We start from the raw sequence: 22299 nt of genomic DNA, 5'->3' as shown, positions 1-22299 counted from the left end.
TCCGGGTTAAGCATAAATCTCAGTATTGGGCTTCATCCTTCGAGACGGCGCTACGCGCCTCCTCAGGATGAGGTCCGGGGACCTCATGGTGAGGAGCGCGGCAGCGCCGCGCGTCTCGACCACGAGGCCCCGGTCTCCTTGCATCAATCCTTCGGACGCAGCTTCTCGACTTCGGCGTCACTTGGCAGATAGTCCGCGCCCTTCTTGTAAGACGAGTCCACCATCACGCCCTTGCCATCCTTCAGCGCGGTCTTGCCGACATAGGCACCCAGCGTGGACTGGTGATCGATCTTGCGGAAGGTGATCTCGCCGAACGGCGACGGCATCGACAGGCCCTCCGCGGCAGCAATCAGCTTCTCCGGATCGGTGGAGTTCGCCTTCGCCAGGATCGCCGCTGCGGACTTGATGGTCTGGTAGCCGACGATCGAGCCGAGCCGCGGATAGTCGTTGTACTTGGCTTGATAGGCCTTCAGGAACGCGTCGTGCTCGGGCGTCTTGATCGAGTACCAGGGATAGCCGGTGACGATCCAGCCCTCGGGCGTCTCCTCCTTGAGCGGGTCGAGATATTCGGGCTCGCCGGTCAGGAACGAGACGACCTCGCGTCCCTTGAACAGACCGCGGGTGTTGCCTTCACGCACGAGCTTGACGAGATCCGCGCCGAAGGTGACGTTGAGGATCGCTTCGGGATTGGCCGCGGCAACCGCCTGCACCACCGGACCGGCGTCGATCTTGCCCTGCGGCGGCCACTGCTCGTCGACCCACTGGATGTCGGGCCGCTTTTCCGACATCAGCTTCTTGAACACGGCGACCGCCGACTGGCCGTATTCATAGTTCGGCGCGATTGTCGCCCAGCGCTTTGCCGGCAGCTTGCTGGCTGCTTCCACCAGCATCGCCGCCTGCATGTAGTTCGAAGGACGCAGTCGGAAGGTGTACTTGTTGCCCTTGGACCAGGTGATGGCGTCCGTCAGCGGCTCGGCCGCCAGGAAGAACACCTTCTTCTGGTTGGCGAAGTCGCTGACCGCAAGGCCGATGTTCGACAGGAACGTACCCGTCAGCATCGCCACGCCCTCGCTCGACACCAGTTCGTTGGCCGCGGTCTGCGCATCCGCCGGCTTGCCGCCGTCGTCCTTGGAGACGACGATGAGCTTCTTGCCGTTGATGCCGCCGGCCGCATTGATCTCTTCGACCGCGAGCTGCCAGCCCTTGCGATAGGGCTCGGTGAACGCCGGCAGCAACGAATAACTGTTGATTTCGCCGATCTTGATATCCTGCGCCAGGGCCGAATGAGCCATGCCGCTCGCCAACAGCGCAAATGCCGCGCCGGCGAAATAATTCTTTGCTCGCATCCCAACCTCCACTTTTCTGAAAAGATTAACGCAGTCCGTCTTCGCCCTTGATCTCCGCAGCCGTCAGCCCGCCGACGCGCGGCAAAGGACGGCCGCTGTCGGTCACGGCGACCGCGACCATGATTTCGTTGGCGCGCGGCGCGTCGTTGATCTGCACTTCCATGCCGTCGAAATGACTGCGCACGAAGGCTGCATCCTTGTGGCCCAGCGGAATGTCCAGCGTCGTGCCGGGTCCACTGCGCTTCTTCGACGACGGGATCAACGCAGCGCCCTTGCTCAGCACTTTGCGCACTGGCGCGCCCATTTTCGGGTGAAGGATGGCAGCGGCATGCTCCAGCTCGCCGTTCTCGCCGACCGCCGCGGCCTTGCCATAGCTCTGAGCCTTCGATCCTTCGATGCCCAGCGCCGCCACCGCGCGCTTCGAGAGCAGCTCGCCGAGCTCCTCGCCAATCGCGATCAGCGGCGAGAGATCCTCGACATACTTTCCGGCAAACGGATTCTCGATCACGGCGATTGCCGCCGCACGCCGCGTCGGCGGCGAGACCTGGCGGCCCATCTCCATCTGCGTCTCTTCGACAACGGTGACGATCTTGCGGATGATCGCGCTCATGATTGTTTCCTCAAGCCGCTTCCCTGTTCAGGCATGAACCGCGTTCTCTTGTACAAGCGGGCGCGATCGTTGCCGTTCAATATCCTTGGTCCCGATGACAAGCATATCACCACAAAGCTGCAACACGGCACCCTCGATCAATCCGCGATCGAATAATTGCCGTGCACATTCCGCGCCAGATTCGAGCGCGGTCGAGATCTCGTTCTGCGACAATCCACCAATGTTGCGGGTCACGAGCCGCGCGCCGAGATCGCTGTCGGGCTGAAGCTCGCTCGCTGGCTTTCGGATGATGGCGGGGTGCCCCGGCAGATCGACGGCATTCGCAACGATCGTCGCGGCGGCATCGGCTTGCGACGCCGTTCCGGCCAACACGGTCACCGCATCGGCAATGCCGAGCGAAAAGCTGCGGCCGTGCCGCCCACTGGTCGCGATGCCGCGCACGGGATCATCGGCGTCCACCCTGATTGTCCGCATCACCCCGTCGCCATCGGGCCGGTCCATCAGGCCGACCGAAAAATGCTGGCCGTCGCCGAGATGCAGGGCGATGTCGCCGCCATTGTTGACATAGGTCCGATCGAGCGATGCCGCGCCCAGCATCGCGCCCAACACCTCCTCCGCCACGCTGCCGGCCACAGCGGCCATCGGCGTGATGAAGCCATCAGCGGCATAGGGCGCCACGGCGGCGTGCATGCGACGCGCCACAACGCCTCTCAACGAGGTCCGGCCCTCGACGGCAGTCCGCAGCTCCGGCAGTTCCGCGCAGAGTTCGTCGAGTAACCCCGTGAAGCGCCGGGTGGCAGCCTCATAGGCCGCACGCACTGCGTCGGCCGCCCCCGTCGCTTCGACGACCAAATCAATCGGTCCATCCTGCAAATGCAGCCGCCGGCCATCAGACAGCAACGCGATTTGCGGGAGCCTTGTCATGCCCGAGGTCCCGGAATCGGGTTCTGCCAGGGCAATTGGCGGACATCGTCGCCGCGCTGGACCTCGGAGAGCGGCTTGACATAATCCATGTGCCCACCGAGCGCCGCATAGTCCGACAGCTTCATCGTGAATTCTATCGGCGCGACCAGCGCTGGCGTCGGCACGTAACCGAATGCCCCCGCCGGCATCTGCGTCACGTCCACCATGTAGGTGATGCCGCCGCCTGGCCAGACATAGACCGGCGCGCCGCCACTGGTGACGCGCGTCAGCGCATCCTTGACCGAGCGCGTCAGCCGCACCGGATTGTCGGTCACGCCCGCCCGCAAGGAACCACCGGCGCCCGCCATGAACAGCACCGTACACAGCGCCGGCTCGCAATTCTCCTGAATACGCTCGACCGAGAACTTCAGATCATCAGGCATCTCGGTCTCGACCGGCTTCAGGGCCTCATTGAGCACGTAATAGGACGAATGTTCGCCGGTCGTGGAGACCATCAGCATGGAGAGGCCGGCCCTGGCTTCCTTGGCGTCGAACGGTCCCAGGATTGCGAGCGGATCGGAGATATTGGTGCCGCCCCAACCCGTGCCGGGATCGGCGACCTGGAAATAGCGGCCGGGCGTCGAGCGGCGCCCCTTCATCTTGATGCCGGTGTCGGCGATATCGAGCAGCTTGCCGGCCTGGTGCTCCGAGAGCACGCCGGTGATGTGGTCGTCGACCACGACAACCTCGTCGACCTTGCCGTGCCATTGCTTGGCGAACATGCCGATCGTCGCCGAGCCGCAGCCGACGCGCATGCGCTCTTCTTTTATGCCGTTGACGATCGGCGGCTGGCCGGCCTGCACCACCACGCTCGCGCCGCCGTCGATGGTGAGTTCGACCGCCTTGCAATTTGCGAGGTCCATCAGCGCGTCGCAGGTGACGCGGCCTTCCTTCTTGGAGCCGCCGGTCAGATGATGCACGCCGCCGAGCGATAGCATCTGCGAACCGTATTCGCTGGTGGTGACGTGACCGACCGCCTCGCCTTGCGCACGGACGGTCGCCGTCTCCGGCCCCAGATAACGGTCGGTGTCGATCTTCACCTTGATGCCGCAATAGGAGAAGATGCCCTCGGTGACGACAGTCACCATGTCGACGCCGTCGACCTCAGCGGAGACGATGAACGGCGCCGGCTTGTAGTCGGGATAGGTCGTGCCCGCGCCGATCGCCGTCACAAAGGTTGAAGGCTCGTGGACGATCTTGCCGTCCCAATCTTCGGTGCGGCTGAACGGAACGAGCTTGCCGCCATGCGACACGGTGCGCTCCAGGATCACATGCGGATCGACGCGGACGAGCTTGCCCTCGTGATTGGCGTAGCGGTCGCAGGCGCCCGCCGCGCCCGGCTTGATGTAGCACATCACCGGACACGCATCGCAGCGGATCTTGTCGATGGCGGCGGTCGTAGGTTCAGTCACCATGTCAAAGCCAGCCGACAGTGCAGTTATCATTTGTACACGAACGATGTTGCGCGCCCTCCCGATGACTGTCAAGCGGCGGTGCGGCGCAAAACATACGCCTGCCGCATAAAACCTCATTTGCCTATCCGCTCTGTCCACAAAGAAGGCATTCGCGCTGCACTGCGGCATGCACGGCTTGCACGTTTGTGTACAAACGGTATCGTCGCAACGTAGATTTTGAGCGGGCTTGGAATTCGCGAAGCTTTGGCCGCGGCGCTCAACGAGTCGATTTGGGAACGAGGATGACGCAGACACCGATCCGCATCACCGTGAACGGCAGGATCCACGAGATCACTGCGGCGCGAGACACGCCGCTGCTCTACGTGCTGCGCAACGATCTCGCGCTCAACGGTCCGAAATACGGTTGCGGCCTCGGTGAATGCGGCACCTGCACTGTCCTGATCGATGGTGCGGCGGCGCGCTCCTGCGTCATTCCGATCGGTGGCTGCGCCGGCCGCGACATCGTGACGCTTGAAGGGCTCGGCACCCGCGCCAAGCCGGATGCGGTGCAGCAGGCCTTCATCGACGAACAAGCCGCGCAATGCGGCTATTGCCTCAACGGCATGATCATGACCACCAAGGCGCTGCTTGCGATCAACCCGCGGCCCACCGAACAGGAGGCGCTGGCGGCGCTGCGCTACAATCTCTGTCGCTGCGGCACGCATATCGAAATCCTTCGCGCCGTGATGCGTGCGTCTGGTCAGCTCGCCGAGGCCGGTGATTGATGGCCTCCCCGCATCCGAACGGAGCTGAGCTGCAATCCGGCTCGCTCGTCGTCGTCCGCACCGTGCACGAGTGCACATCCGAGACCTTCGTCCGCATCACCGCGGACGGTTCAGTCACCGCCTACAATGGTCATGTCGATCTCGGCACCGGCATCCGCACGGCGCTTGGCCAGATCGTTGCTGAAGAGCTCGACGTCTCCTTTGCCCGCGTGGTCGTGGTGCTCGGCGACACCGCAACGGTGCCGAACCAGGGCGCTACGATCGCGAGCGAGACCATCCAGATCACCGCCAATCCCCTGCGCAAGGCCGCCGCGCAGGCGCGACACTTCCTGATCGCACGTGCGGCCGAGCGCCTGGAGCTGCCGGCAGCCGATCTCAGAATCGAAGACGGCCTCGTGCGCGGGCACGACAATCGCAGCGTCAGCTATGGCGAGTTGATCGGCGGAGAGACCATTCGTCTCGAGCTTGCCGACGACATCGCCGTCAAGCCGGTCAGCGATTACGCCATTGTCGGCCAATCGATGCCCCGCGTCGACCTGCCGGCCAAGGCCACGGGTGAGCTGACCTTCGTGCACGACATCCGTATGCCCGGCATGCTGCACGGCCGCGTGGTGCGACCGCCCTATGCCGGCGTCGACGCCGGCCCGTTCGTCGGCACCAGCCTGATTTCGGTCGATGAATCCTCGGTGCGCGGCATTCCCGGCATCATAGCCGTCGTGCGCATCGGCGATTTCGTCGGAATCGTCGCGGAGCGCGAGGAGAACGCGATCCGCGCGGCGGAGCAGCTTGCGGTGAGCTGGCGACCGACGCCTGAACTGACCGATCTCGCCGACGTCGAGAACGCGCTGCGCGCCAATCCATCGACGCCGCGCACGCTGATCGACAAGGGCGACGTCGATGCTGCCATTGCCGGCGCGGCAAAGCCGATGCGGCGCACTTACGTCTGGCCATATCAGATGCATGCCTCGATCGGCCCGTCCTGCGCGGTCGCCGACTTCCAGGACGGCAACATCCGCGTCTGGTCGGGCACGCAAAATCCGCACGTGTTGCGCGCAGACCTGGCGCTGCTGATCGAGCGTCCCGAGAGCGAGATCGAGGTGATCAGGTTGGAGGCCGCCGGCTGTTACGGTCGCAACTGCGCCGACGATGTCACCGCGGACGCGCTGTTGCTCTCGCGCGCTGTCGGCCGGCCCGTGCGCGTGCAGCTGACGCGCGAGCAGGAGCACGCCTGGGAGCCCAAAGGCGCCGCGCAGCTCATCGACGTCAATGGCGGCCTGGACGCGAAGGGCGACGTCGCCGCCTACGATCTCGCCACGCGCTATCCGTCGAATGCCGCCCCGACTTTGGCGCTGTTGCTGACGGGGCGGATATCGCCGAAGCCGGACGTCCTCCAGATGGGCGACCGCACTGCGATCCCGCCTTACGATTACGACCACATGCGCGTCGTCGCCCACGACATGGCGCCGATCGTGCGCGCGTCCTGGTTTCGCGGCGTCTCGGCCCTGCCGAACACCTTTGCGCATGAATCCTATATCGACGAGGCCGCGACCGAGGCCGGCGTCGACCCGATCGAATATCGCCTGCGTTACCTGAGGGATCAGCGCGCCGTCGATCTCGTCCATGCGGTCGCCGAGCGTGCGGGCTGGACGCCGCGGCCGGTGCGACAAGAGAAAGACGGCGAGATCGTGCATGGGCGCGGCTTTGCCTATGCGCTCTACGTCCACAGCAAATTCCCCGGCTATGGCGCGGCGTGGTCGGCCTGGGTCACCGACGTTGCCGTGAACAAGGCGACCGGCGAGGTCAGCGTGACGCGCGTGGTCGCCGGGCAGGATTCCGGATTGATGATCAACCCGGACGGGGTGCGCCACCAGATCCATGGCAATGTCATCCAGTCCACCAGCCGCGCGCTGATGGAGGAGGTCTCGTTCGACCGCGGTGCAGTCGCGGCGCGGGAATGGGGCGCCTATCCGATCATCCCGTTCCCTGACGTGCCCAAGATCGACGTGTTGTTGCTGCCTCGGCCGGACCAGCCGCCGCTCGGCGTCGGCGAATCCGCCTCGTTCCCGAGCGCGGCTGCGATTGCGAACGCGATTTTCGACGCCACCGGCGTGCGCTTTCGCGAGCCGCCGTTCACGCCCGAGCGTATCCTCAAGGGGCTGCACCGCGGCGCGCCGGCCACGCCGCAGGCGTTGCCGGCTCCCGCTACGCCACAGCCATCCCGCATCTGGGAAAATCCCTTCGCCAAACGCGCCGGCATCTTCGCGACGATCGCGGCCGTCTGCACCGCGGCGATCGGCATCGGTACGGCGCTTTTGCCTGGCCGCGCCATCGCGCCGATCACCCGACCCGATCCATCAGTCTATTCCGCAGCGACCATCGCGCGCGGGCAACAACTGGCCGCACTCGGCAATTGCGCGGAGTGCCACACCATGACCGGCGGAGCGCTCAACGCCGGTGGCCGCGCCCTGGAGACGCCGTTCGGCACGATCTACGCGACCAACATCACGCCAGATGTCGAAACCGGAATCGGCGCCTGGTCCTATCCCGCGTTCGAGCGCGCGATGCGCGACGGGCTTCATCGCGACGGACGGCAGCTCTATCCCGCCTTTCCCTACACGCACTTTTCGAAGACTGGCGATGCCGACATGCAGGCGCTTTACGCCTACCTGATGGCGCAGCCGTCGGTGCGCGCGACGCAGCCTGCGAATACGCTCGCCTTCCCGTTCAATTTCCGCCCGCTACTTGCCGGATGGAATGCGCTGTTCCACCAGGCACGCGAGTTCAAGCCCGATCCCGCCAAATCCGAAGTCTGGAATCGCGGCGCTTATCTGGTCGAAGGCCTCGGCCATTGCAGCGCCTGCCATTCGCCGCGCAACGCACTCGGCGCCGAGCAGCGTGGCGCCTATCTCGCCGGCGGCTTTGCCGAGGGCTGGGAGGCGCCGCCGCTGACCTCACTCTCGCACGCGCCGGTCCCATGGAGCGAGGACGAGCTTTTCGTCTATTTGCGCACCGGCCACTCGCGATACCATGGCGTCGCCGCAGGTCCGATGGCGCCTGTTGTCAGGGACCTCAATGCCCTGCCCGACCAGGACATCCGCGCCATGGCCGTCTATCTCAACTCGTTCAATGACAGCGCGACCAACGGGAAAGCACAGGATACGGTCGCCCTGAAGCTCGAAGCTTCAACGCAAGTCACGATGGCGTCCTCCACCGGCGCGCGGCTCTATCAGGGCGCCTGCGCCGTCTGCCACGAGGTCGGCGGCCTGCCGCTGTTCGGCAGCCGGCCCTCGCTGGCACTCAACAGCAATCTGCACAGCGCGACATCGGACAATCTCGTGCAAATCGTCCTGCACGGCATCGCCGAGCCGGTGTCGAGCGATCTCGGCTACATGCCGGCCTTCAAGAAAAGCATGAGCGATGCACAGATCGAGGAACTCGTCACGTTCCTGCGCAAGCAGTTCGCCCCGGACAGGCCCGCATGGATCGACGTGAAGGAGACGATTGCGCGTGTGAGAGCCGCCGCGAACTAAGCGCTACCTCTTGTGCTCCACCGGCGGCGTGCCGTGCGTGTGAAACGACTCGATCGTCTTCAGGCCCCAGGCCTGCCCCTTCTTGCGTTCCTCTTCCGTCCACACGATCGGCTTCCAGTCGGGCGCAAGGATGAGGCGCGCGCCGGCATTGGCGACTTCGACGCGATTTCCGCCGGGCTCGTAGACGTAGAGGAAGAAGGTCTGCTGGATCGCGTGCTTGTGCGGGCCGGTCTCGATGTGGATGCCGTTCTCCAGGAAGATGTCGGCGGCGCGCAAGATCTCTTCGCGGCTGTCGAGCGCGTAAGTGACGTGGTGGAAGCGGCCGGGCGTGCCGGAATGGTCGAGCGAGTAGGCAAAGTCGTAGCTCTTGTTGGACACCGTCAGCCACATCGCCGCTTCGCGGCCGTCGTTGAGCACGATCTGCTCGGTGAGCCGGCAGCCGAGATAGTTCTCGAAGAACTCGCGGTTGGCCTTGATGTCGACGGCGAGGCAATTGAGGTGGTCGAGGCGGCGGACATTGACGCCGCGCGCGGGAAAGCGCTGCGCCTGGTTCTTCAACGCCGGCTTCAACTCCGGCGGCGCCTGATACCATTCGGTCTCGTAATAGAGCTCGACGATGTGGCCGTCGGGATCACGGCAGCGGAAGGTCGGCCCCTGCCCCATGTCGCCGTCGATCCAGCCGATGTCGAAGCCGGACCCCTTAAGCGCCGCGACGCGGCGCTCGAGCGCCTGTTGGCTGCGCGCGCGCAGCGCCATGTGCTCCATGCCTGACGTCTTCGAGGCCGTCAGTTTGAGCGAATAGCGCTCGTAATCGTCCCAGCCGCGCAAATAAACCGACTCGCCCTTTTGTCCGCTGACGGTCATGCCCATGACGTCGACGAAGAATTTCAGGCTCTCGTCCGGCTTCGGTGTCAACAGCTCCATGTGGCCAAGATGAGCGAGATCGAGGATCGGTTCGGGTTGCATGGTGTCCTCCAAGACGTGGCTTGCGATCCGCTGGACCGGATCCCGCGATCTGGCGCAAGCGGCAACCCGCTCACGCGCCGGCGGGGCGGCACAAGGCCGCCGGTTTTATTTGTACCAATGTACAAATAATTAGGTCCCGTCAACAAACCAAAGATCGCCCCCGAGAGCGAATGACGGGCCGTCCAGGATGACCAACCGTCCGGAACCGCGGACCGACTGCCCGAATGGTAAAATCTTCCTTAAGTACTCCCAGGGCCCGTCGGCCGGGAAAAAGCAGCATTTTCCGGCCGCTTCTGCCAGGGAGTATGCATTCGGAACAAACCTCGCACCCGAATTGTCGCAGATTTAACGAAGCGCCGGCGCCTGCCGCTTAACCGTTTGTCCAGCGACGGCCGTGCATAGTCCGGGCAACCCGTTGCTCTTGCCAGGTTCATTCATCGTGACATCCTTTGGACGCGTGATTTCGGTTCGCGGATCGCTCGCCCGGGTCGGGCTGCTGGCTGAAAGCCGGATGCCGGTCTCGGAAGTGCGGGCAACCGTCGGCCGCTTCGTCAGTATCCGCTGCGCCAGCTCGGTCATCGTCGCCATGATCACCGAGGTGTCCTGCGAGAACCTCTCGAGCAACGACAATTTGATCGCCATCGCCTCGGTCGACCTTCTCGGCGAAATTCTCAACGCCACCGGCAAGGCCAAATTCCAGCGCGGCGTCACCAACTATCCGACCATCGGCGATTCCGTCGACCTGATCACGAGCCAGGAGCTGCGCACGATCTACGCGCCCACCGGTTCCGACCAGATCAATGTCGGCTTCCTTCAGCAGGACAGCTCCGTCGTCGCCTATGTCGACATCGAGGAAATGCTCTCCAAACACTTTGCGGTGCTGGGATCCACCGGCGTTGGCAAATCGACCGGTGTGTCGCTGCTGCTCAACGAGATCCTCAAGGCACGCCCGAACCTGCGCATCTTCCTACTCGATGTGCACAACGAATATGGCCGCTGCTTCGGCGAACGCGCGCTGGTGCTCAACCCGCGCAATCTGAAACTGCCGTTCTGGCTGTTCAATTTCGAGGAAATCGTCGACGTGCTGTTCGGTGGCCGCGCCGGCGTGCCCGAGGAGCTCGACGTCCTCGCCGAGGTCATTCCGCTCGCCAAGGGCGTCTACACCCAGTACCAGAACGCCGACCGCATTGGCCTGAAGCGCATCGATCCCAAGCAGATCGGCTACACCGTCGATACGCCGGTGCCCTATCGCCTGGTCGATCTGATGTCGTTGATCGACGAGCGCATGGGCAAGCTCGAGAACCGCTCCTCGCGCATCATCTATCACAAGCTGATCTCCCGCATCGAGGCGGTCCGCAACGACCCGCGCTACGCCTTCATGTTCGACAACGCCAATGTCGGCGGTGACACCATGGCCGAGGTGATCAGCCATCTGTTCCGCCTGCCGGCCAACGGCAAGCCGATGACGGTGATGCAGCTCGCCGGCTTCCCGGCCGAAGTCATCGATTCCGTCGTCTCGGTGCTCTGCCGCATGGCCTTCGACTTCGGCCTATGGAGCGACGGCGTTTCGCCGATGCTGTTCGTCTGCGAAGAGGCTCACCGCTACGCCTCCGCCGATCGCAATGTCGGCTTCGGGCCGACCCGCAAGGCGGTGTCGCGCATCGCCAAGGAAGGCCGCAAATACGGCGTCTATCTCGGCCTCATCACCCAGCGTCCGGCCGAGCTCGATGCAACCATCATCTCCCAGTGCAACACGCTGTTCACGATGCGTCTAGCCAACGAGCGCGACCAGGCGCTGCTGCGCGCCGCGGTTTCGGATGCGGCCGCGAATCTGCTTTCGTTCGTGCCCTCGCTCGGCACCCGCGAAGTGCTGGCATTCGGCGAAGGTGTCGCACTGCCGACGCGGCTGCGCTTCAAGGAGGTGCCGCCGCATCAATTGCCGCGCGGCGAAGCCACCATCAGCAGCGTGCCGTCCGTCACCTCCGGTCACGACATGCATTTCGTCGGCGCCGTGCTCGAGCGCTGGCGCGGTGCCACCTCGCAGCGCGACGTGCCGAACGATCCGGTATTCTCGGCGCCGCCCGCGAAGACGCTCTCCAATGTCGAAGCCCCGCTGCTGCAACCGTCGATGGGGCTGGATCCGGACCGCTTCTCGCTGCTGAAGAAGCCGCTGCGGTAGAGCAAGGCTCGTTTTCCAGCTCCGGCATTGCGAGCCTGGCGTCACGTTGAGCATGGCGCCGGCATCGACTATGGTTGCCGGCCCCAAGCCGGAATCCATGCCCATGACAAAGCCCGCGCAACGCTTCGCCGCTCCCGCCCTCGATGCGCTCCCTGACGACATCCGCACGCGTCTCCTCGCCGTGCAGGAGAAGAGCGGCTTCGTGCCGAACGTGTTCTTGACCCTCGCCTACCGCCCGGACGAGTTCCGCGCTTTCTTCGCCTATCACGACGCGCTGATGGAGAAGGAGGGCGGCCTCACCAAGGCCGAGCGCGAGATGATCGTGGTCGCGACATCGGCAGCCAATCAGTGCCAGTATTGCGTGATTGCGCATGGCGCGATCCTGCGTATCCGCGCCAAGAACCCGCTGATCGCCGACCAGATCGCCACGAACTACCGCAAGGCCGACATCACGCCGCGGCAAAAGGCGATGCTCGATTTCGCGATGAAGGTCTCGGCCGATGCGCAGCGGATTTCCGAGGATGATTTCACCGCGCTCGCGCCGCACGGCTTCAGCGACGACGACATCTGGGACATCGCCGCAATCGCCGCCTTCTTCGCGCTGTCGAACCGGCTGGCGAATTTCACCGGCATGCGGCCGAATGACGAATTCTATCTGATGGGACGGGTGCCGAAGAAATGACCGACTGCCGCGAACGCGGAAGGAACGCGTAGCCGACGAACGCAGTGGAAAGTTCCCGTCTGACGGGAACTATACGTTTTTGCAATCGCATACGTTTTATTAAGAATCTCACCCTCAACTAGCACAAACGCTTTGGCACAACTTGCGCAGTTTCCGTCACCGGAGACGCTGATGAGTCGTGCCTGTCGAGGGGCTTCTCATGAACGTGCGGGCATTTGTTGTCGCGACCTGTATTGGCACGGCGTTCTTCGCGGCCGGATACGCGTGGAACTATCAGCCCGAGATCGTCGACGCGGACGAGATATGGAGCATGTTTGAATCGGAGCATGGCAAGGCGCGGGCTGCCGTGTTGCGCGTCCTCATTGCGCCGAATTCAGCTCACTTCAACGGCCTGCGAACGATTGATGTAGACCAGGCAAGATACGTATGCGGCTCCGTAAAAGCGATGGACAAGGAGAGGCAGTATGTCGAGGCCGCGTTCGTTTACACCATCGCGATCGATTTTGCCCGTATCGACGACGACGGCCGGATGACGTCGCAGCGCTCTCCTTACAGGCCCTGCCCAAGCGCGGCCGACGACAAAATTGCCGACCAGAACACGCTGATATCGCCAGGCGCGCTGTCGATGATCAAGACCGTCGAAAAAATCATCCCCAAGTCCAGCGGCGGAACGATGGAACAGCAGCTTGGCCAGCTCGCCGGACAGACAGCGGCGGTGGCGCCAGGTTCGGCGGTCCCGCGGAGATCGGCCGGCTCGTCGGGTTCGGCAGCCTCAGCAGGGGCAGGATGGGCGCCAGCAGCGCAACATTCGAGTTCGGGCGTGGAGGTACGACAAGCAGATGAACTGACGTGGCGTGTCGACCAGCCGCCGGCCGCATGGCCGAATTTCCGCTCGGACGATCCGCTGGCGAAATCGGCGCAGAAGCGGACCAGCGCGGAGGCCCTGGCTTTTGCAAGAGATGTCGAGGCTCGCTGGGAAGACGCCAAATCATCCGGGGTTCCGGCCAAGCGTCCTTCGCCTGAGGAGATCAAGGAAGCATGCCGCGCGCTACTTACGATTGATCCCACGGACAAGGATTATCCGCAGGCCTGGGCCGCCTTTGTGCGGCTGCGCAAAATCGATCGCGACGCTGCTGGTTGAACTGACGGCCTCGCTCATGCCCTGCGCCGCAGGCTCCAAAGGGTCCCGAGAGCCACCACGGCGGTCATCAGCAGGACGGCGACGAAAGTTTGGATGATCGTGAAGTTCAGGGCGTCACGCGCGACGAACAGAGCGGTGACAGCTCCGGCGAACACAAACACAATGCGAAGAATCAGGCTCATCATCATGTCTCCAGATGGCATGATCTGGAGCCACCTGGTGACGCGGATGCGCAAGGCTGGTTCAGCGGTCATGCCGGCGGACCTTAGCGGCCGGCATCAAAACCTGTTTGCGATACGTCAAGCGCGCGACGCCGTTGGGCAGCAGGTTTATCGCAACTGCATTCCCAGCGGCTGCGCAGCACCATGCCGCTGGACTAGCGCTTCGCCATCAACTCGAGCGCCGGGGCAAAGCGCTCTGAAAACGTCAACGTCTTGGCATGGTGAACTGCGGCAAACGATGCCGATATCCCGGCTGAAGCGACCACGAGCAGGGCAACGGCGAAAACCAAACGGCGCATTTCGGCCTCCTGTGTGAGCTCGACACTTCAACACATGGCACGGCTTTGTTTCAGCACTGCTTCGCGCGGACAGAAGATGGTTTCGCTCAAGAGGCTGTGATCAGATCCGGTTTGCGGAGCCGCATGCCGTACTGACGTGAGCTTTGCGCCTAATCATCGTCAGCCGGACCGCACCAGCCAGGCAGATAGATCGCGTCCCTGCTCTTGGCTGAGGACATCGCCTTCTCGAGCGCCTTGTCGAAATTGGCATCCACAGCCTTGCGCGACAGCTTTCGGCGCAGATAATCGGCCCACAGGAATTCGGAGAACGGCGTGGTGTCCTTGGCGAAGCCGCCCATGCGGCGCAGCTCGCCGGCAAGGCTCCGGAAGGGATCGTCCTTGAGATCGACGACGGATTTCGGCAAATCGCGGAACGGTCGCCGTTCGCCCTTGACGTCGTAGGGGTAAACCCAGCGCTTGTTGTCCATCACGCCCCAGAACGCTTCGCGCTCGACCATCCTGAGGTCGCCGACGATGGTGACCAGCACCTCCTTGACGCCCTCGTCATGCAGCGCGCGACCGAGGTGATGATGGTCGATCACGTAATAGCGCTCGTCAGGGCCATGCACGACGGGGATCATATGCTTGCCGAGCAAATCGGCCTGCTTTTTCTTGTCGTGCTCGCGCCAGCGCTTGCGCTTCTCCTTGACCTCGCGCATCCCGACCGTCATCTGTGTCGGCCGCAGCGACAGGATCGACACCGGATGCACTCTCGGTTCGCGCGTATTGGTCATGGTTGGAGAGCCCTTCACATGGTTGCAGCTGCGTGATCAGGTTCCCTGGACTATGCCATGGGCATTGCGCCGGCAATGCATTCGGCTGGGCCGAGATTACTGCATTGCACCCTCTGCAGGCCCGGAAGGGCCACGGTTCCACGGTCCTTCGTTCGCAACCCTGCAAGATAGTGCGAACGCGCAATGCACGTGCGCGTTGAGAAGATTTTCTGCAACGTGTTCACCACGTATGCTATCTAAAAATTGCTGCTTCGGAGTGATCCCTGCACCATGACAACCCAGCGGCCCATAAGCTCGGATGACGAGCACCGGGTGCTCCAGTTCAGGCCGCGCACCTCGCCTTCCCCAACGGGCTACCGCGGCAACGGTAGCGTGCAGCAATTGCGCGTCGCGCCCGAGCCACTCGACCTGTCGCGCTACGAGCAGCCCCGCACTGAACCGGACGATTTCCGCCATCGCATGCTCGCCAACATTGCGGCGCTGGCCTTCACCATCGCACTGACCGCGATCGGGATCTGGCTCGCGGTGAGCATCGCCGACCTGCGCCGGACCCAGGATTGCGTGCTGATGGGCCGCCGCGACTGCGTCAAGATCACGACGCCGCACATCTAGCGACGGTCCTTCGGCCGAAGCGGCTCAGCCGGGCGTCCCCAGCCCTGCCCCCACACCCGCCGGCTCCATTGAACTCAGGGCGGCGCTCCGATATACGGGCTTTCGACCCGGCCAGAGGGGGGTTGAGGGCGTCATCGGGGCGCGATGCCCACCCACCGTTCCACTCTGGAAAATCTGACAAACATCTGCAATATATCAAAGGCTTAGTGATGTCCTCCACATTCGATCAGGTCGCTACGATCATCGCTGAAACCTGCGACATCCCGCGCGACACGATCACGCCGGATAGCCATGCCATCGATGACCTCGGCATCGACAGCCTCGATTTCCTGGACATCGCGTTCGCGATCGACAAGCAGTTCGGTATCAAGCTGCCGCTGGAAAAGTGGACCCAGGAGGTCAACGACGGCAAAGCCACCACCGAGCAGTATTTCGTGCTGAAAAACCTGTGCGCCCGCATCGACGAACTGGTTGCGGCCAAGGGCGCGAGCGCCTAAGCGCGCGGTCATGCAACTCGAATACTTCCACATGATAGATCGCGTCGTCGACCTCAACGTCGACGCGAAGACGATTGTCGTCGAGGCTCAGGTCCCGATGGAGAGCACCATCTTCGAGGGGCACTTCCCGGGCTATCCCCTGATGCCAGGCGTGCTCCTGATCGAATCGATGGCGCAGGCCTCAGGCTGGCTTCAGCTTGGCGTGCTCAAATTCGAGCGCATGCCGATCCTGGCCGCCGTGAAGGAGGCCAAGGTCCGCGGCTCGGTGTACCCTGGGGATCTCATGAGCATCGAAGCGAGCCTCGTCCACGAGGGCTCGGGCTATGCCATGACCGAGGCCAAGATTAAGGTCGGCGGCAAGCTGCGCGCGAATTCGGCGCTCACCTTCACCCTGATCCCCTTCCCCAACGCGGACATGCGCGGATACATGGCGAAGGTCGCCGAGCGCGTCGGCTTTCCGCAACAGGCCGTATCGTCATGACCGAGACTGCTTCGAAGCCCGCCCAGACGGAAGTCTGGATCACCGGCATTGGCCTCGCCACCTCACTCGGCGAGGGCTTGGACGCCAACTGGGCCGCGCTTCAGGAGAAGCGCATCAATGTCGACGAGAAGGGCTTTGCGCCCTACATCGTGCACCCCTTGATGCCTGTTACCTTCGACAGCCAGATCCCGAAGAAGGGCGACCAGCGCCAGATGGAAGCCTGGCAGCGCATCGGCACCTATGCGGCCGGGCTTGCGCTCGATTCCGCCGGGATCAAGGGCAACAAGGACATCCTGTCGAAGATCGACATGGTGGTCGCCGCCGGCGGCGGCGAGCGCGATCTCAACGTCGACACCGGCGTGCTCACGGCCGAGGCTAAGGGTGCCAACGCGCCCGGCTTCCTCAACGAGCGGCTGATGAGTGATCTCAGGCCGACGCTGTTCCTGGCCCAGCTCTCCAACCTGCTCGCCGGCAACATCGCCATCGTGCACGGCATTGGCGGCACCTCGCGCACCTTCATGGGTGAAGAGGTTGCCGGCGCCGATGCCGCGCGCATTGCATTGTCGCGCATCGCCTCCGGCGAGAGCGACATCGCGTTGATCGGCGGCTCGCACAACGGCGAGCGCAAGGACCTGATGGTCCTCTACGAATTCGGCGACTTCAACCTCAAGGACAAGTTCGCTCCCGTGTGGGCGCGCAGGGACCACGCCGGCTTCGCCCTCGGCTCGGCTGGCGCGTTTCTGGTGCTGGAGTCGAAGGCGCATGCGGAAGCACGCGGCGCAAAGCCATTCGCGAAGCTGTCGAGCGTCGTTGCCGACCTTGCCCGGCGCAAGACCCCCGGCGATATGGCCGCGACGCTGGAGAAGCTTTGGGCAAAGTTGCCCAAGCGCGACGGCAAGGGCGCGATCATATCCGGTGCGACCGGCGCTGAGCCGGCGACATCGGAAGAGCGCGGCTTCCTGAAGGGCCACGCCGAGTTCCCGGTGCGCTCGACCGGCACGATGTTCGGCCACACCATGGAGACGCAATTCCCGCTCGGCATCGCACTCGCCGCGCTGTCGATCTCGCGCGGCGCGCTGTTTCCGCCGAACGATTCCACGGGCACCGAGATTGAAATGCAGGGAGCGCCCACCCAGATTGTGGTGGTGGGGGCCGGACACTGGCGCGGCGAAGGCATGGCGCTGGTCGAGGCAGTAAGCTAAAGCGCGCTGCGCTTTGGCAGGTTATTGTTTGGGCATGATCTTCTCGGAAAATCGCGTCACGCTTTTTCGGATCATGCTCCAGCTCAAGCGGGGATCGACATGACTGCACCACGCGACAAACTCGGGCGTCCCGTCGTCGTCGTCACCGGCATGGGCATCATGACCTCGCTCGGCAACGGCAAGACCGACAATTGGGCGAAGCTCGTCGCCGGCGAATCCGGCATCCGCACCATCACCCGCTTTCCGGTCGACGGCCTGAAAACGACGATGGCCGGCACGGTGGATTTCGTCAGCGTCGATCCGTTCTCCTCCACCGGCCTGTCCGAGCGGATGGCCGAACTGGTGACGCAGGAGGCGCTGGACCAGGCCGGCATCGGGACCAAGGCGGATTTCCCGGGTCCTCTCTTCCTCGCGGTCGCACCTGTCGAAGTCGAATGGCCGCAGCGCCGCGAGCTCGGCCGCGCCGTCGGTAAGCTCGACTTCAACTACGACGATCTGCTGCGCATCTCCGGCGGCGGCAAGTACAGCGCCTATCACCACAGATTCATGTTCGGTTCGGTCGCGGCCTACCTCGCCGAGACCTTCGGCACCAAGGGCTCGCCGATCTCCTTGTCCACGGCCTGCGCTTCGGGCGCGACTTCGATCCAGCTCGGCGTCGAGGCGATCCGCCGCGGCGAAACCGATGCCGCGCTGTGCGTGGCGACCGACGGCACAGTGAATCCGGAGGCGCTGGTGCGCTTCTCGCTGCTCTCGGCGCTGTCGACCCAGAACGACCCGCCGCAGGCGGCCTCCCGTCCCTTCTCCAAAAACCGCGACGGTTTTGTCATGGCCGAAGGCGCAGGTGCGCTGGTGCTCGAAAGCTATGAAGCCGCCACCGCGCGCGGCGCAAAAATTCTCGGCGTGATCGCCGGCTGCGGTGAGCTCACCGATTCCTTCCATCGCACCCGCTCGTCCCCCGACGGCAAGCCGATCATCGGCTGCATGAACAAGACGCTGGCCGATGCCGGCATGACGCCGGACCAGATCGACCACATCAACGCGCACGGCACCGCGACGCCCGAGAACGACAAGATGGAATACAATACGACATCGGCCGTGTTCGGCGATCTCGTCTCGAAGATTCCGGTCACCTCCAACAAGTCGATGGTCGGCCACACCATCTCGGCCGCCGGCGCGGTCGAGGCGATCTTCTCGCTGCTGACGCTGGAGCATCAGCGCATCCCGCCGACGATCAACTATGACAATCCGGATCCCACGATCCTGTTCGACGTCGTCGGCAACAAGGCACGTGATGCCCGCGTCACCGCGGTGATGTCGAACTCGTTCGGCTTCGGCGGCCAGAACGCCTCGCTGATCCTGACCCGCGAACCGGCCTGACCGGACGCATGGCGCTGCTTCCTTCGAGGACGAAGGCCCGCGCGCGGGAGACGGCCAAGTCGATCGGTGGAGGCCTGATCGGCGCCGCCACTGTCGGCATGTTGCGCACCACGCGTTATTTCGATCCGGCCAAGACCTCGGACTTTTTCGCACGCGTCACCCGGCTGATCGGGCCCCGCCTTCGCGAGCACCGCATCGGCCGCGCCAACCTCACCGCCGCCTTTCCGGACAAGTCGCCCGAGGAAATCGAATCCATCCTGATGGGCGTCTGGGACAATCTCGGTCGCGTCGGCGCCGAATTCGCCCATATGGATCACGTGTGGGATTACGACCGCGATCATCCGGAAACCAGTCGGATCGACCTGCCCAGCCGCAGCATCGAGCTGTTCGACCGCATCCGCGACGACGGCAAGCCGGCGCTGATCTTCGCGGCGCATCTGGCCAATTGGGAATTGCCGGCGCTCGCCGCCGTCGCACACGGGCTCGATGCGGCGATCCTCTACCGTCGCCCGAATATCGCCTCCGCCGACCGCATCATCCAGGAGATGCGCCAGGTCAACATGGGCACGCTGATCCCCGCGGGGCGCGACGCGCCGCTGCGGCTCGCGCAGGCACTCAAGGACGGCAAGCACGTCGCGATGCTGATCGACCAGTATCTGACCGGCGGCGTCGAGGTCACCTTCTTCGGCCGCAAGACCCGCGCCAATCCGATGCTGGCGCGCCTATTGCGCCAGGTCGAATGCCCCATCCACGGCGTGCGCGTCATCCGCCTGCCCGGCGGCCGCTTCACCGCCGAGATCACCGAAGAGGTCCAGCCGGTGCGCGACGCCGACGGCAAGATCGACGTCCAGGGCACCACGCAGGCGATCACCAGCGTGGTGGAAGGCTGGGTCCGCGAGCATCCCGAGCAGTGGCTGTGGCTGCACCGCAGGTGGCGGTAGCGGACAGGCCTTACCGTCCCGTCTTCACCTTCGTCCACAGCCGGTTGATGACCCGCTGCGTCGCCGGCTCGCGCGCCGTGATGACGAACAGCTTTGCGAGCGTGGCCTCGTCCGGATAGATGTTCTTGTCGTTCAAAATTTTCGGATCGACCAGCTTCTGGCTGGCGAGGTTGCCGTTGGCGTAGGACAGAAAATCCGTATTCTTGGCGGCCACGTCCGGACGGTAGAGATAGTTGATCAGCTCGTAGGCTTCCTTGACGTTCCTCGCATCCGCCGGGATCGCGAGATTGTCGAAGAACATCTGCGCGCCCTCCTTCGGGATGGCGTAGCCGATCTCGATGCCACTCTTGACTTCGGCAGCGCGGGCGCGGGCCTGCATGATGTCGCCGGACCAGCCGACCACGAAGCAGATCTCGCCGGTCGCGAGCGCGCTTAGATATTCGGACGAATGAAACTTGCGCACGGAGGGCCGCACCTTGGCGACGACGTCGGCGGCCTTCTCGAGGTCGGCCTGCTTGGTCGAGTTCGGATCGAGCCCGAGATAGTTCAACGCCGCCGGAAAGATGTCGTCGGCGGAATCCAGCATGTGGACGCCGCAATCCTTGAACTTGGCAAGGTTCTCCGGCTTGAACACAATGTCCCAGCTATCGATCTTCGCATCCGCTCCGAGAATCTGCTTCAGCTTGGCGACGTTGTAGCCGATGCCCGTCGTGCCCCACATGTAATTGGCGGCGTAGACATTGCCGGGGTCGTAGATCGCGAGACGTTCGGTCACCACTGACCAGGCATTGGCCAGGTTCGGCAGCTTCGACTTGTCGAGCTTCTGGAAGATGTTGGCCTTGATCTGGCGCTGGAGGAAATAGGCGGTGGGCACCACGACGTCATAGCCGGACTTGCCGGCCATCAGGCGCGTCTCCAGCGTCTCGTTGGCGTCAAAGGTGTCGTAGACCACCTTGATGCCGGTCTCCTTGGTGAAGGCCTCGAGGACGTCGGGCGCCACGTAGTTTGACCAGTTGTAGAAATTGACGACCCGCTCCTCGGCCCCTGCGGGGGCGGAGAGCAACGTCAGCGCGGCGGCGATCGCGAGGCCAAAACCAAAGCGGCCGACGTTCGTCATCCCCTACCTCTTGCGCCCGCGCACCGCGTCGGACAGCCGCTCCAGCGCGGTGTCGAGCGTCTCGTCCTTCTTGGCAAAACAGAAGCGCACCACCGAGGTCACAGGGTCCTGCTCGTAGAAGGCCGACACCGGGATTGCCGCGACCTTGTAGTCCTTCACAATCCGCCAGCAGAACTCGGTGTCGCTCTCGTTCAGCCCGAGCGGGGACAGGTCGACGGTCAGGAAGTAGGTACCCTGCGACTTCAGCACCGGGAAGCCGAGGCTCTCCAGTCCCTTGGCGAGGCGGTCCCTGCTCCGCGCCAGGTCCTTGCGCATCGACAGGAAATACTCGTCCGGCTTACCGAGCCCGTAGGCGACGGCCGCCTGGAGGTTCGGCGCGGTGGTGAAGGTCAGGAACTGGTGCACCTTGGCGGCAACGCGCAGCAGCGGCGGCGCGGCGCAGACGAAGCCGATCTTCCAGCCCGTCAACGAGAATATCTTGCCGGCCGAGCCGACCTTGATGGTGCGGTCGCGCATGCCGGGGATGGTGATCAGCGGAATGTGCTTGTGCTCGTCGAAGGTGACGTGCTCCCAGACCTCGTCGCAGATCGCGATGACGTCGAACTCCTGGCAGTAGCGCGCCAAAAGCTCGAGGTCCTCGCGCGGAAACACCACCGCGGACGGATTCAGGGGATTGTTGAAGAGCACCGCCTTGGTCTTTGAATTGAAGACGCTTTTCAGCATGTCCTGATTCAGCCGCCAATGCGGCGGCTCGAGCCGGACCAGGCGCGGAATGCCGCCGGCCTGGCGGATGATCGGCAGGTAGGAATCGTACACCGGCTGGAAGCACACCACCTCGTCACCCGGCTGGACGACGGCGAGGATGGCCGAGGTCAGGGCCTCGGTGCCGCCGGAGGTCACCATCACCTCGCTCATCGGATCGAGCTCGAGGCCGTGCCAGTGGCCGTAATGGGTCGCGATCGCCTGGCGCAGTTCCGGCAGACCCATCATCGACGGGTACTGGTTGTAGCCGTTCAGTGAGGCCTCGGCCGCGGCGCGGCGGATGTCCTCGGGCCCGGGATCATCGGGAAAGCCCTGGCCGAGATTGATGGCGGCATTGTCGCGCGCGGCCTGCGACATCGCCTCGAAGATGGTGACGGGAAGGTCCGCGAAGACCTTGTTGAGGGACGAGCTCTTGGACATC

21 protein-coding genes are annotated in these 22299 nt (G+C 63.9%); 11 read left to right on the top strand and 10 right to left on the bottom strand.

Features of this window, described 5'->3' with window-relative positions:
- Nucleotides 1–143: 143 nt before the first annotated feature.
- From BRA1417_RS0119895 to BRA1417_RS0119880, 4 genes are read right to left on the bottom strand one after another with little or no spacing between them, the layout of a single operon-like run.
- On the bottom strand, nucleotides 144–1346 hold the full coding sequence (locus BRA1417_RS0119895) for an ABC transporter substrate-binding protein (protein WP_027517311.1): 1203 nt from the start codon (nucleotides 1344–1346) through the stop codon (nucleotides 144–146).
- Between the two features lie 25 nt (nucleotides 1347–1371).
- The gene (locus tag BRA1417_RS0119890; protein WP_027517310.1) at nucleotides 1372–1956 is read right to left on the bottom strand and encodes an amino acid synthesis family protein; all 585 of its coding nucleotides are present in this window, start codon (nucleotides 1954–1956) and stop codon (nucleotides 1372–1374) included.
- A 27-nt stretch (nucleotides 1957–1983) separates the two neighbouring features.
- Nucleotides 1984–2880, bottom strand: a complete 897-nt coding sequence (locus tag BRA1417_RS0119885; protein ID WP_027517309.1) for a UPF0280 family protein — start codon at nucleotides 2878–2880, stop codon at nucleotides 1984–1986.
- The gene (locus tag BRA1417_RS0119880; protein ID WP_027517308.1) at nucleotides 2877–4334 is read right to left on the bottom strand and encodes a hypothetical protein; all 1458 of its coding nucleotides are present in this window, start codon (nucleotides 4332–4334) and stop codon (nucleotides 2877–2879) included. The genes BRA1417_RS0119885 and BRA1417_RS0119880 overlap by 4 nt, the downstream gene beginning before the upstream one ends.
- A 281-nt stretch (nucleotides 4335–4615) precedes the next feature.
- Between BRA1417_RS0119880 and BRA1417_RS0119875 the strand changes: the two genes are divergently transcribed.
- Together BRA1417_RS0119875 and BRA1417_RS0119870 are read left to right on the top strand one after the other, a co-directional pair.
- Complete coding sequence (locus BRA1417_RS0119875) at nucleotides 4616–5098, top strand: (2Fe-2S)-binding protein (RefSeq protein ID WP_027517307.1); 483 nt, start codon at nucleotides 4616–4618, stop codon at nucleotides 5096–5098.
- A complete protein-coding gene (locus BRA1417_RS0119870; protein ID WP_027517306.1) occupies nucleotides 5098–8628 on the top strand; it encodes a molybdopterin cofactor-binding domain-containing protein in 3531 nt (1176 codons plus the stop codon). Before BRA1417_RS0119875 ends, BRA1417_RS0119870 begins: the two co-directional genes overlap by 1 nt.
- A gap of 3 nt (nucleotides 8629–8631) precedes the next feature.
- Here the strand turns inward: BRA1417_RS0119870 and BRA1417_RS0119865 are convergent, their stop codons facing one another.
- Entirely contained in the window at nucleotides 8632–9594 is a 963-nt protein-coding gene (locus BRA1417_RS0119865; protein ID WP_027517305.1) for a catechol 2,3-dioxygenase, read from the bottom strand.
- 439 nt (nucleotides 9595–10033) lie between these two features.
- On the opposite strand from BRA1417_RS0119865, the gene BRA1417_RS0119860 reads away from it, so the two are divergent.
- The 3 genes from BRA1417_RS0119860 to BRA1417_RS0119850 all read left to right on the top strand — a co-directional run bounded on the left by BRA1417_RS0119860 (nucleotide 10034) and on the right by BRA1417_RS0119850 (nucleotide 13596).
- Complete coding sequence (locus BRA1417_RS0119860; RefSeq protein WP_027517304.1) at nucleotides 10034–11773, top strand: ATP-binding protein; 1740 nt, start codon at nucleotides 10034–10036, stop codon at nucleotides 11771–11773.
- A 103-nt stretch (nucleotides 11774–11876) separates the two neighbouring features.
- The gene (locus BRA1417_RS0119855; RefSeq protein WP_027517303.1) at nucleotides 11877–12455 is read left to right on the top strand and encodes a peroxidase-related enzyme; all 579 of its coding nucleotides are present in this window, start codon (nucleotides 11877–11879) and stop codon (nucleotides 12453–12455) included.
- Between the two features lie 199 nt (nucleotides 12456–12654).
- A complete protein-coding gene (locus BRA1417_RS0119850) occupies nucleotides 12655–13596 on the top strand; it encodes a hypothetical protein (protein ID WP_027517302.1) in 942 nt (313 codons plus the stop codon).
- Between the two features lie 14 nt (nucleotides 13597–13610).
- Here BRA1417_RS0119850 and BRA1417_RS40605 read toward each other — a convergent pair whose 3' ends face one another.
- The 3 genes from BRA1417_RS40605 to BRA1417_RS0119835 all read right to left on the bottom strand — a co-directional run bounded on the left by BRA1417_RS40605 (nucleotide 13611) and on the right by BRA1417_RS0119835 (nucleotide 14889).
- Nucleotides 13611–13850, bottom strand: a complete 240-nt coding sequence (locus BRA1417_RS40605; protein ID WP_035968662.1) for a hypothetical protein — start codon at nucleotides 13848–13850, stop codon at nucleotides 13611–13613.
- A 122-nt stretch (nucleotides 13851–13972) separates the two neighbouring features.
- Nucleotides 13973–14116 carry a hypothetical protein gene (locus BRA1417_RS44850; protein ID WP_007608861.1) on the bottom strand — a complete coding sequence of 48 codons (144 nt, stop codon included), beginning with the start codon at nucleotides 14114–14116 and terminating at the stop codon, nucleotides 13973–13975.
- Between the two features lie 149 nt (nucleotides 14117–14265).
- Entirely contained in the window at nucleotides 14266–14889 is a 624-nt protein-coding gene (locus BRA1417_RS0119835; protein WP_027517301.1) for a ParB-like protein, read from the bottom strand.
- Nucleotides 14890–15159: 270 nt separating this feature from the next.
- Here BRA1417_RS0119835 and BRA1417_RS0119830 point away from each other — a divergent pair, with 270 nt between their 5' ends.
- From BRA1417_RS0119830 to BRA1417_RS0119805, 6 genes are all read left to right on the top strand, one after another.
- Complete coding sequence (locus BRA1417_RS0119830; protein WP_007592473.1) at nucleotides 15160–15501, top strand: hypothetical protein; 342 nt, start codon at nucleotides 15160–15162, stop codon at nucleotides 15499–15501.
- Between the two features lie 209 nt (nucleotides 15502–15710).
- Nucleotides 15711–15998 (top strand): acyl carrier protein, encoded by a 288-nt coding sequence (locus BRA1417_RS0119825; protein ID WP_007592476.1) that lies wholly within the window; start codon nucleotides 15711–15713, stop codon nucleotides 15996–15998.
- Between the two features lie 10 nt (nucleotides 15999–16008).
- On the top strand, nucleotides 16009–16479 hold the full coding sequence (locus BRA1417_RS0119820; RefSeq protein WP_027517300.1) for a 3-hydroxyacyl-ACP dehydratase FabZ family protein: 471 nt from the start codon (nucleotides 16009–16011) through the stop codon (nucleotides 16477–16479).
- Nucleotides 16476–17681: a beta-ketoacyl-ACP synthase gene (locus BRA1417_RS0119815; protein ID WP_027517299.1), complete on the top strand. Its 1206-nt coding sequence runs from the start codon at nucleotides 16476–16478 to the stop codon at nucleotides 17679–17681. The genes BRA1417_RS0119820 and BRA1417_RS0119815 overlap by 4 nt, the downstream gene beginning before the upstream one ends.
- A 99-nt stretch (nucleotides 17682–17780) precedes the next feature.
- Complete coding sequence (locus BRA1417_RS0119810) at nucleotides 17781–19058, top strand: beta-ketoacyl-ACP synthase (RefSeq protein ID WP_027517298.1); 1278 nt, start codon at nucleotides 17781–17783, stop codon at nucleotides 19056–19058.
- Between the two features lie 8 nt (nucleotides 19059–19066).
- Nucleotides 19067–19999: a lipid A biosynthesis lauroyl acyltransferase gene (locus tag BRA1417_RS0119805; RefSeq protein ID WP_027517297.1), complete on the top strand. Its 933-nt coding sequence runs from the start codon at nucleotides 19067–19069 to the stop codon at nucleotides 19997–19999.
- A gap of 10 nt (nucleotides 20000–20009) precedes the next feature.
- Here the strand turns inward: BRA1417_RS0119805 and BRA1417_RS0119800 are convergent, their stop codons facing one another.
- Complete coding sequence (locus tag BRA1417_RS0119800) at nucleotides 20010–21116, bottom strand: polyamine ABC transporter substrate-binding protein (protein ID WP_027517296.1); 1107 nt, start codon at nucleotides 21114–21116, stop codon at nucleotides 20010–20012.
- A 3-nt stretch (nucleotides 21117–21119) separates the two neighbouring features.
- Complete coding sequence (locus tag BRA1417_RS0119795; protein ID WP_027517295.1) at nucleotides 21120–22298, bottom strand: aminotransferase; 1179 nt, start codon at nucleotides 22296–22298, stop codon at nucleotides 21120–21122.
- Between the last annotated feature and the right edge of the window lies 1 nt (nucleotide 22299).

The organism is Bradyrhizobium sp. WSM1417 (assembly GCF_000515415.1).
GTDB lineage: Bacteria > Pseudomonadota > Alphaproteobacteria > Rhizobiales > Xanthobacteraceae > Bradyrhizobium.
The sequence above is the reverse complement of the archived record's forward strand: the minus strand, read 5'-3'. Positions and strand labels throughout refer to the sequence as shown.

Bases quoted from the DNA above. Each gene is read 5' to 3' on its own strand.
- BRA1417_RS0119870 (WP_027517306.1), top strand. From the start codon at position 5,098: ATGGCCTCCCCGCATCCGAACGGAGCTGAGCTGCAATCCGGCTCGCTC.
- BRA1417_RS44850 (WP_007608861.1), bottom strand. From the start codon at position 14,116: ATGCGCCGTTTGGTTTTCGCCGTTGCCCTGCTCGTGGTCGCTTCAGCC.
- BRA1417_RS0119805 (WP_027517297.1), top strand. From the start codon at position 19,067: ATGGCGCTGCTTCCTTCGAGGACGAAGGCCCGCGCGCGGGAGACGGCC.
- BRA1417_RS0119830 (WP_007592473.1), top strand. From the start codon at position 15,160: ATGACAACCCAGCGGCCCATAAGCTCGGATGACGAGCACCGGGTGCTC.
- BRA1417_RS0119880 (WP_027517308.1), bottom strand. From the start codon at position 4,334: ATGGTGACTGAACCTACGACCGCCGCCATCGACAAGATCCGCTGCGAT.
- BRA1417_RS0119890 (WP_027517310.1), bottom strand. From the start codon at position 1,956: ATGAGCGCGATCATCCGCAAGATCGTCACCGTTGTCGAAGAGACGCAG.
- BRA1417_RS0119875 (WP_027517307.1), top strand. From the start codon at position 4,616: ATGACGCAGACACCGATCCGCATCACCGTGAACGGCAGGATCCACGAG.
- BRA1417_RS0119825 (WP_007592476.1), top strand. From the start codon at position 15,711: ATGTCCTCCACATTCGATCAGGTCGCTACGATCATCGCTGAAACCTGC.
- BRA1417_RS0119815 (WP_027517299.1), top strand. From the start codon at position 16,476: ATGACCGAGACTGCTTCGAAGCCCGCCCAGACGGAAGTCTGGATCACC.
- BRA1417_RS0119895 (WP_027517311.1), bottom strand. From the start codon at position 1,346: ATGCGAGCAAAGAATTATTTCGCCGGCGCGGCATTTGCGCTGTTGGCG.
- BRA1417_RS0119850 (WP_027517302.1), top strand. From the start codon at position 12,655: ATGAACGTGCGGGCATTTGTTGTCGCGACCTGTATTGGCACGGCGTTC.
- BRA1417_RS0119810 (WP_027517298.1), top strand. From the start codon at position 17,781: ATGACTGCACCACGCGACAAACTCGGGCGTCCCGTCGTCGTCGTCACC.
- BRA1417_RS0119855 (WP_027517303.1), top strand. From the start codon at position 11,877: ATGACAAAGCCCGCGCAACGCTTCGCCGCTCCCGCCCTCGATGCGCTC.
- BRA1417_RS0119885 (WP_027517309.1), bottom strand. From the start codon at position 2,880: ATGACAAGGCTCCCGCAAATCGCGTTGCTGTCTGATGGCCGGCGGCTG.
- BRA1417_RS40605 (WP_035968662.1), bottom strand. From the start codon at position 13,850: ATGACCGCTGAACCAGCCTTGCGCATCCGCGTCACCAGGTGGCTCCAG.
- BRA1417_RS0119820 (WP_027517300.1), top strand. From the start codon at position 16,009: ATGCAACTCGAATACTTCCACATGATAGATCGCGTCGTCGACCTCAAC.
- BRA1417_RS0119865 (WP_027517305.1), bottom strand. From the start codon at position 9,594: ATGCAACCCGAACCGATCCTCGATCTCGCTCATCTTGGCCACATGGAG.
- BRA1417_RS0119800 (WP_027517296.1), bottom strand. From the start codon at position 21,116: ATGACGAACGTCGGCCGCTTTGGTTTTGGCCTCGCGATCGCCGCCGCG.
- BRA1417_RS0119835 (WP_027517301.1), bottom strand. From the start codon at position 14,889: ATGACCAATACGCGCGAACCGAGAGTGCATCCGGTGTCGATCCTGTCG.
- BRA1417_RS0119795 (WP_027517295.1), bottom strand. From the start codon at position 22,298: ATGTCCAAGAGCTCGTCCCTCAACAAGGTCTTCGCGGACCTTCCCGTC.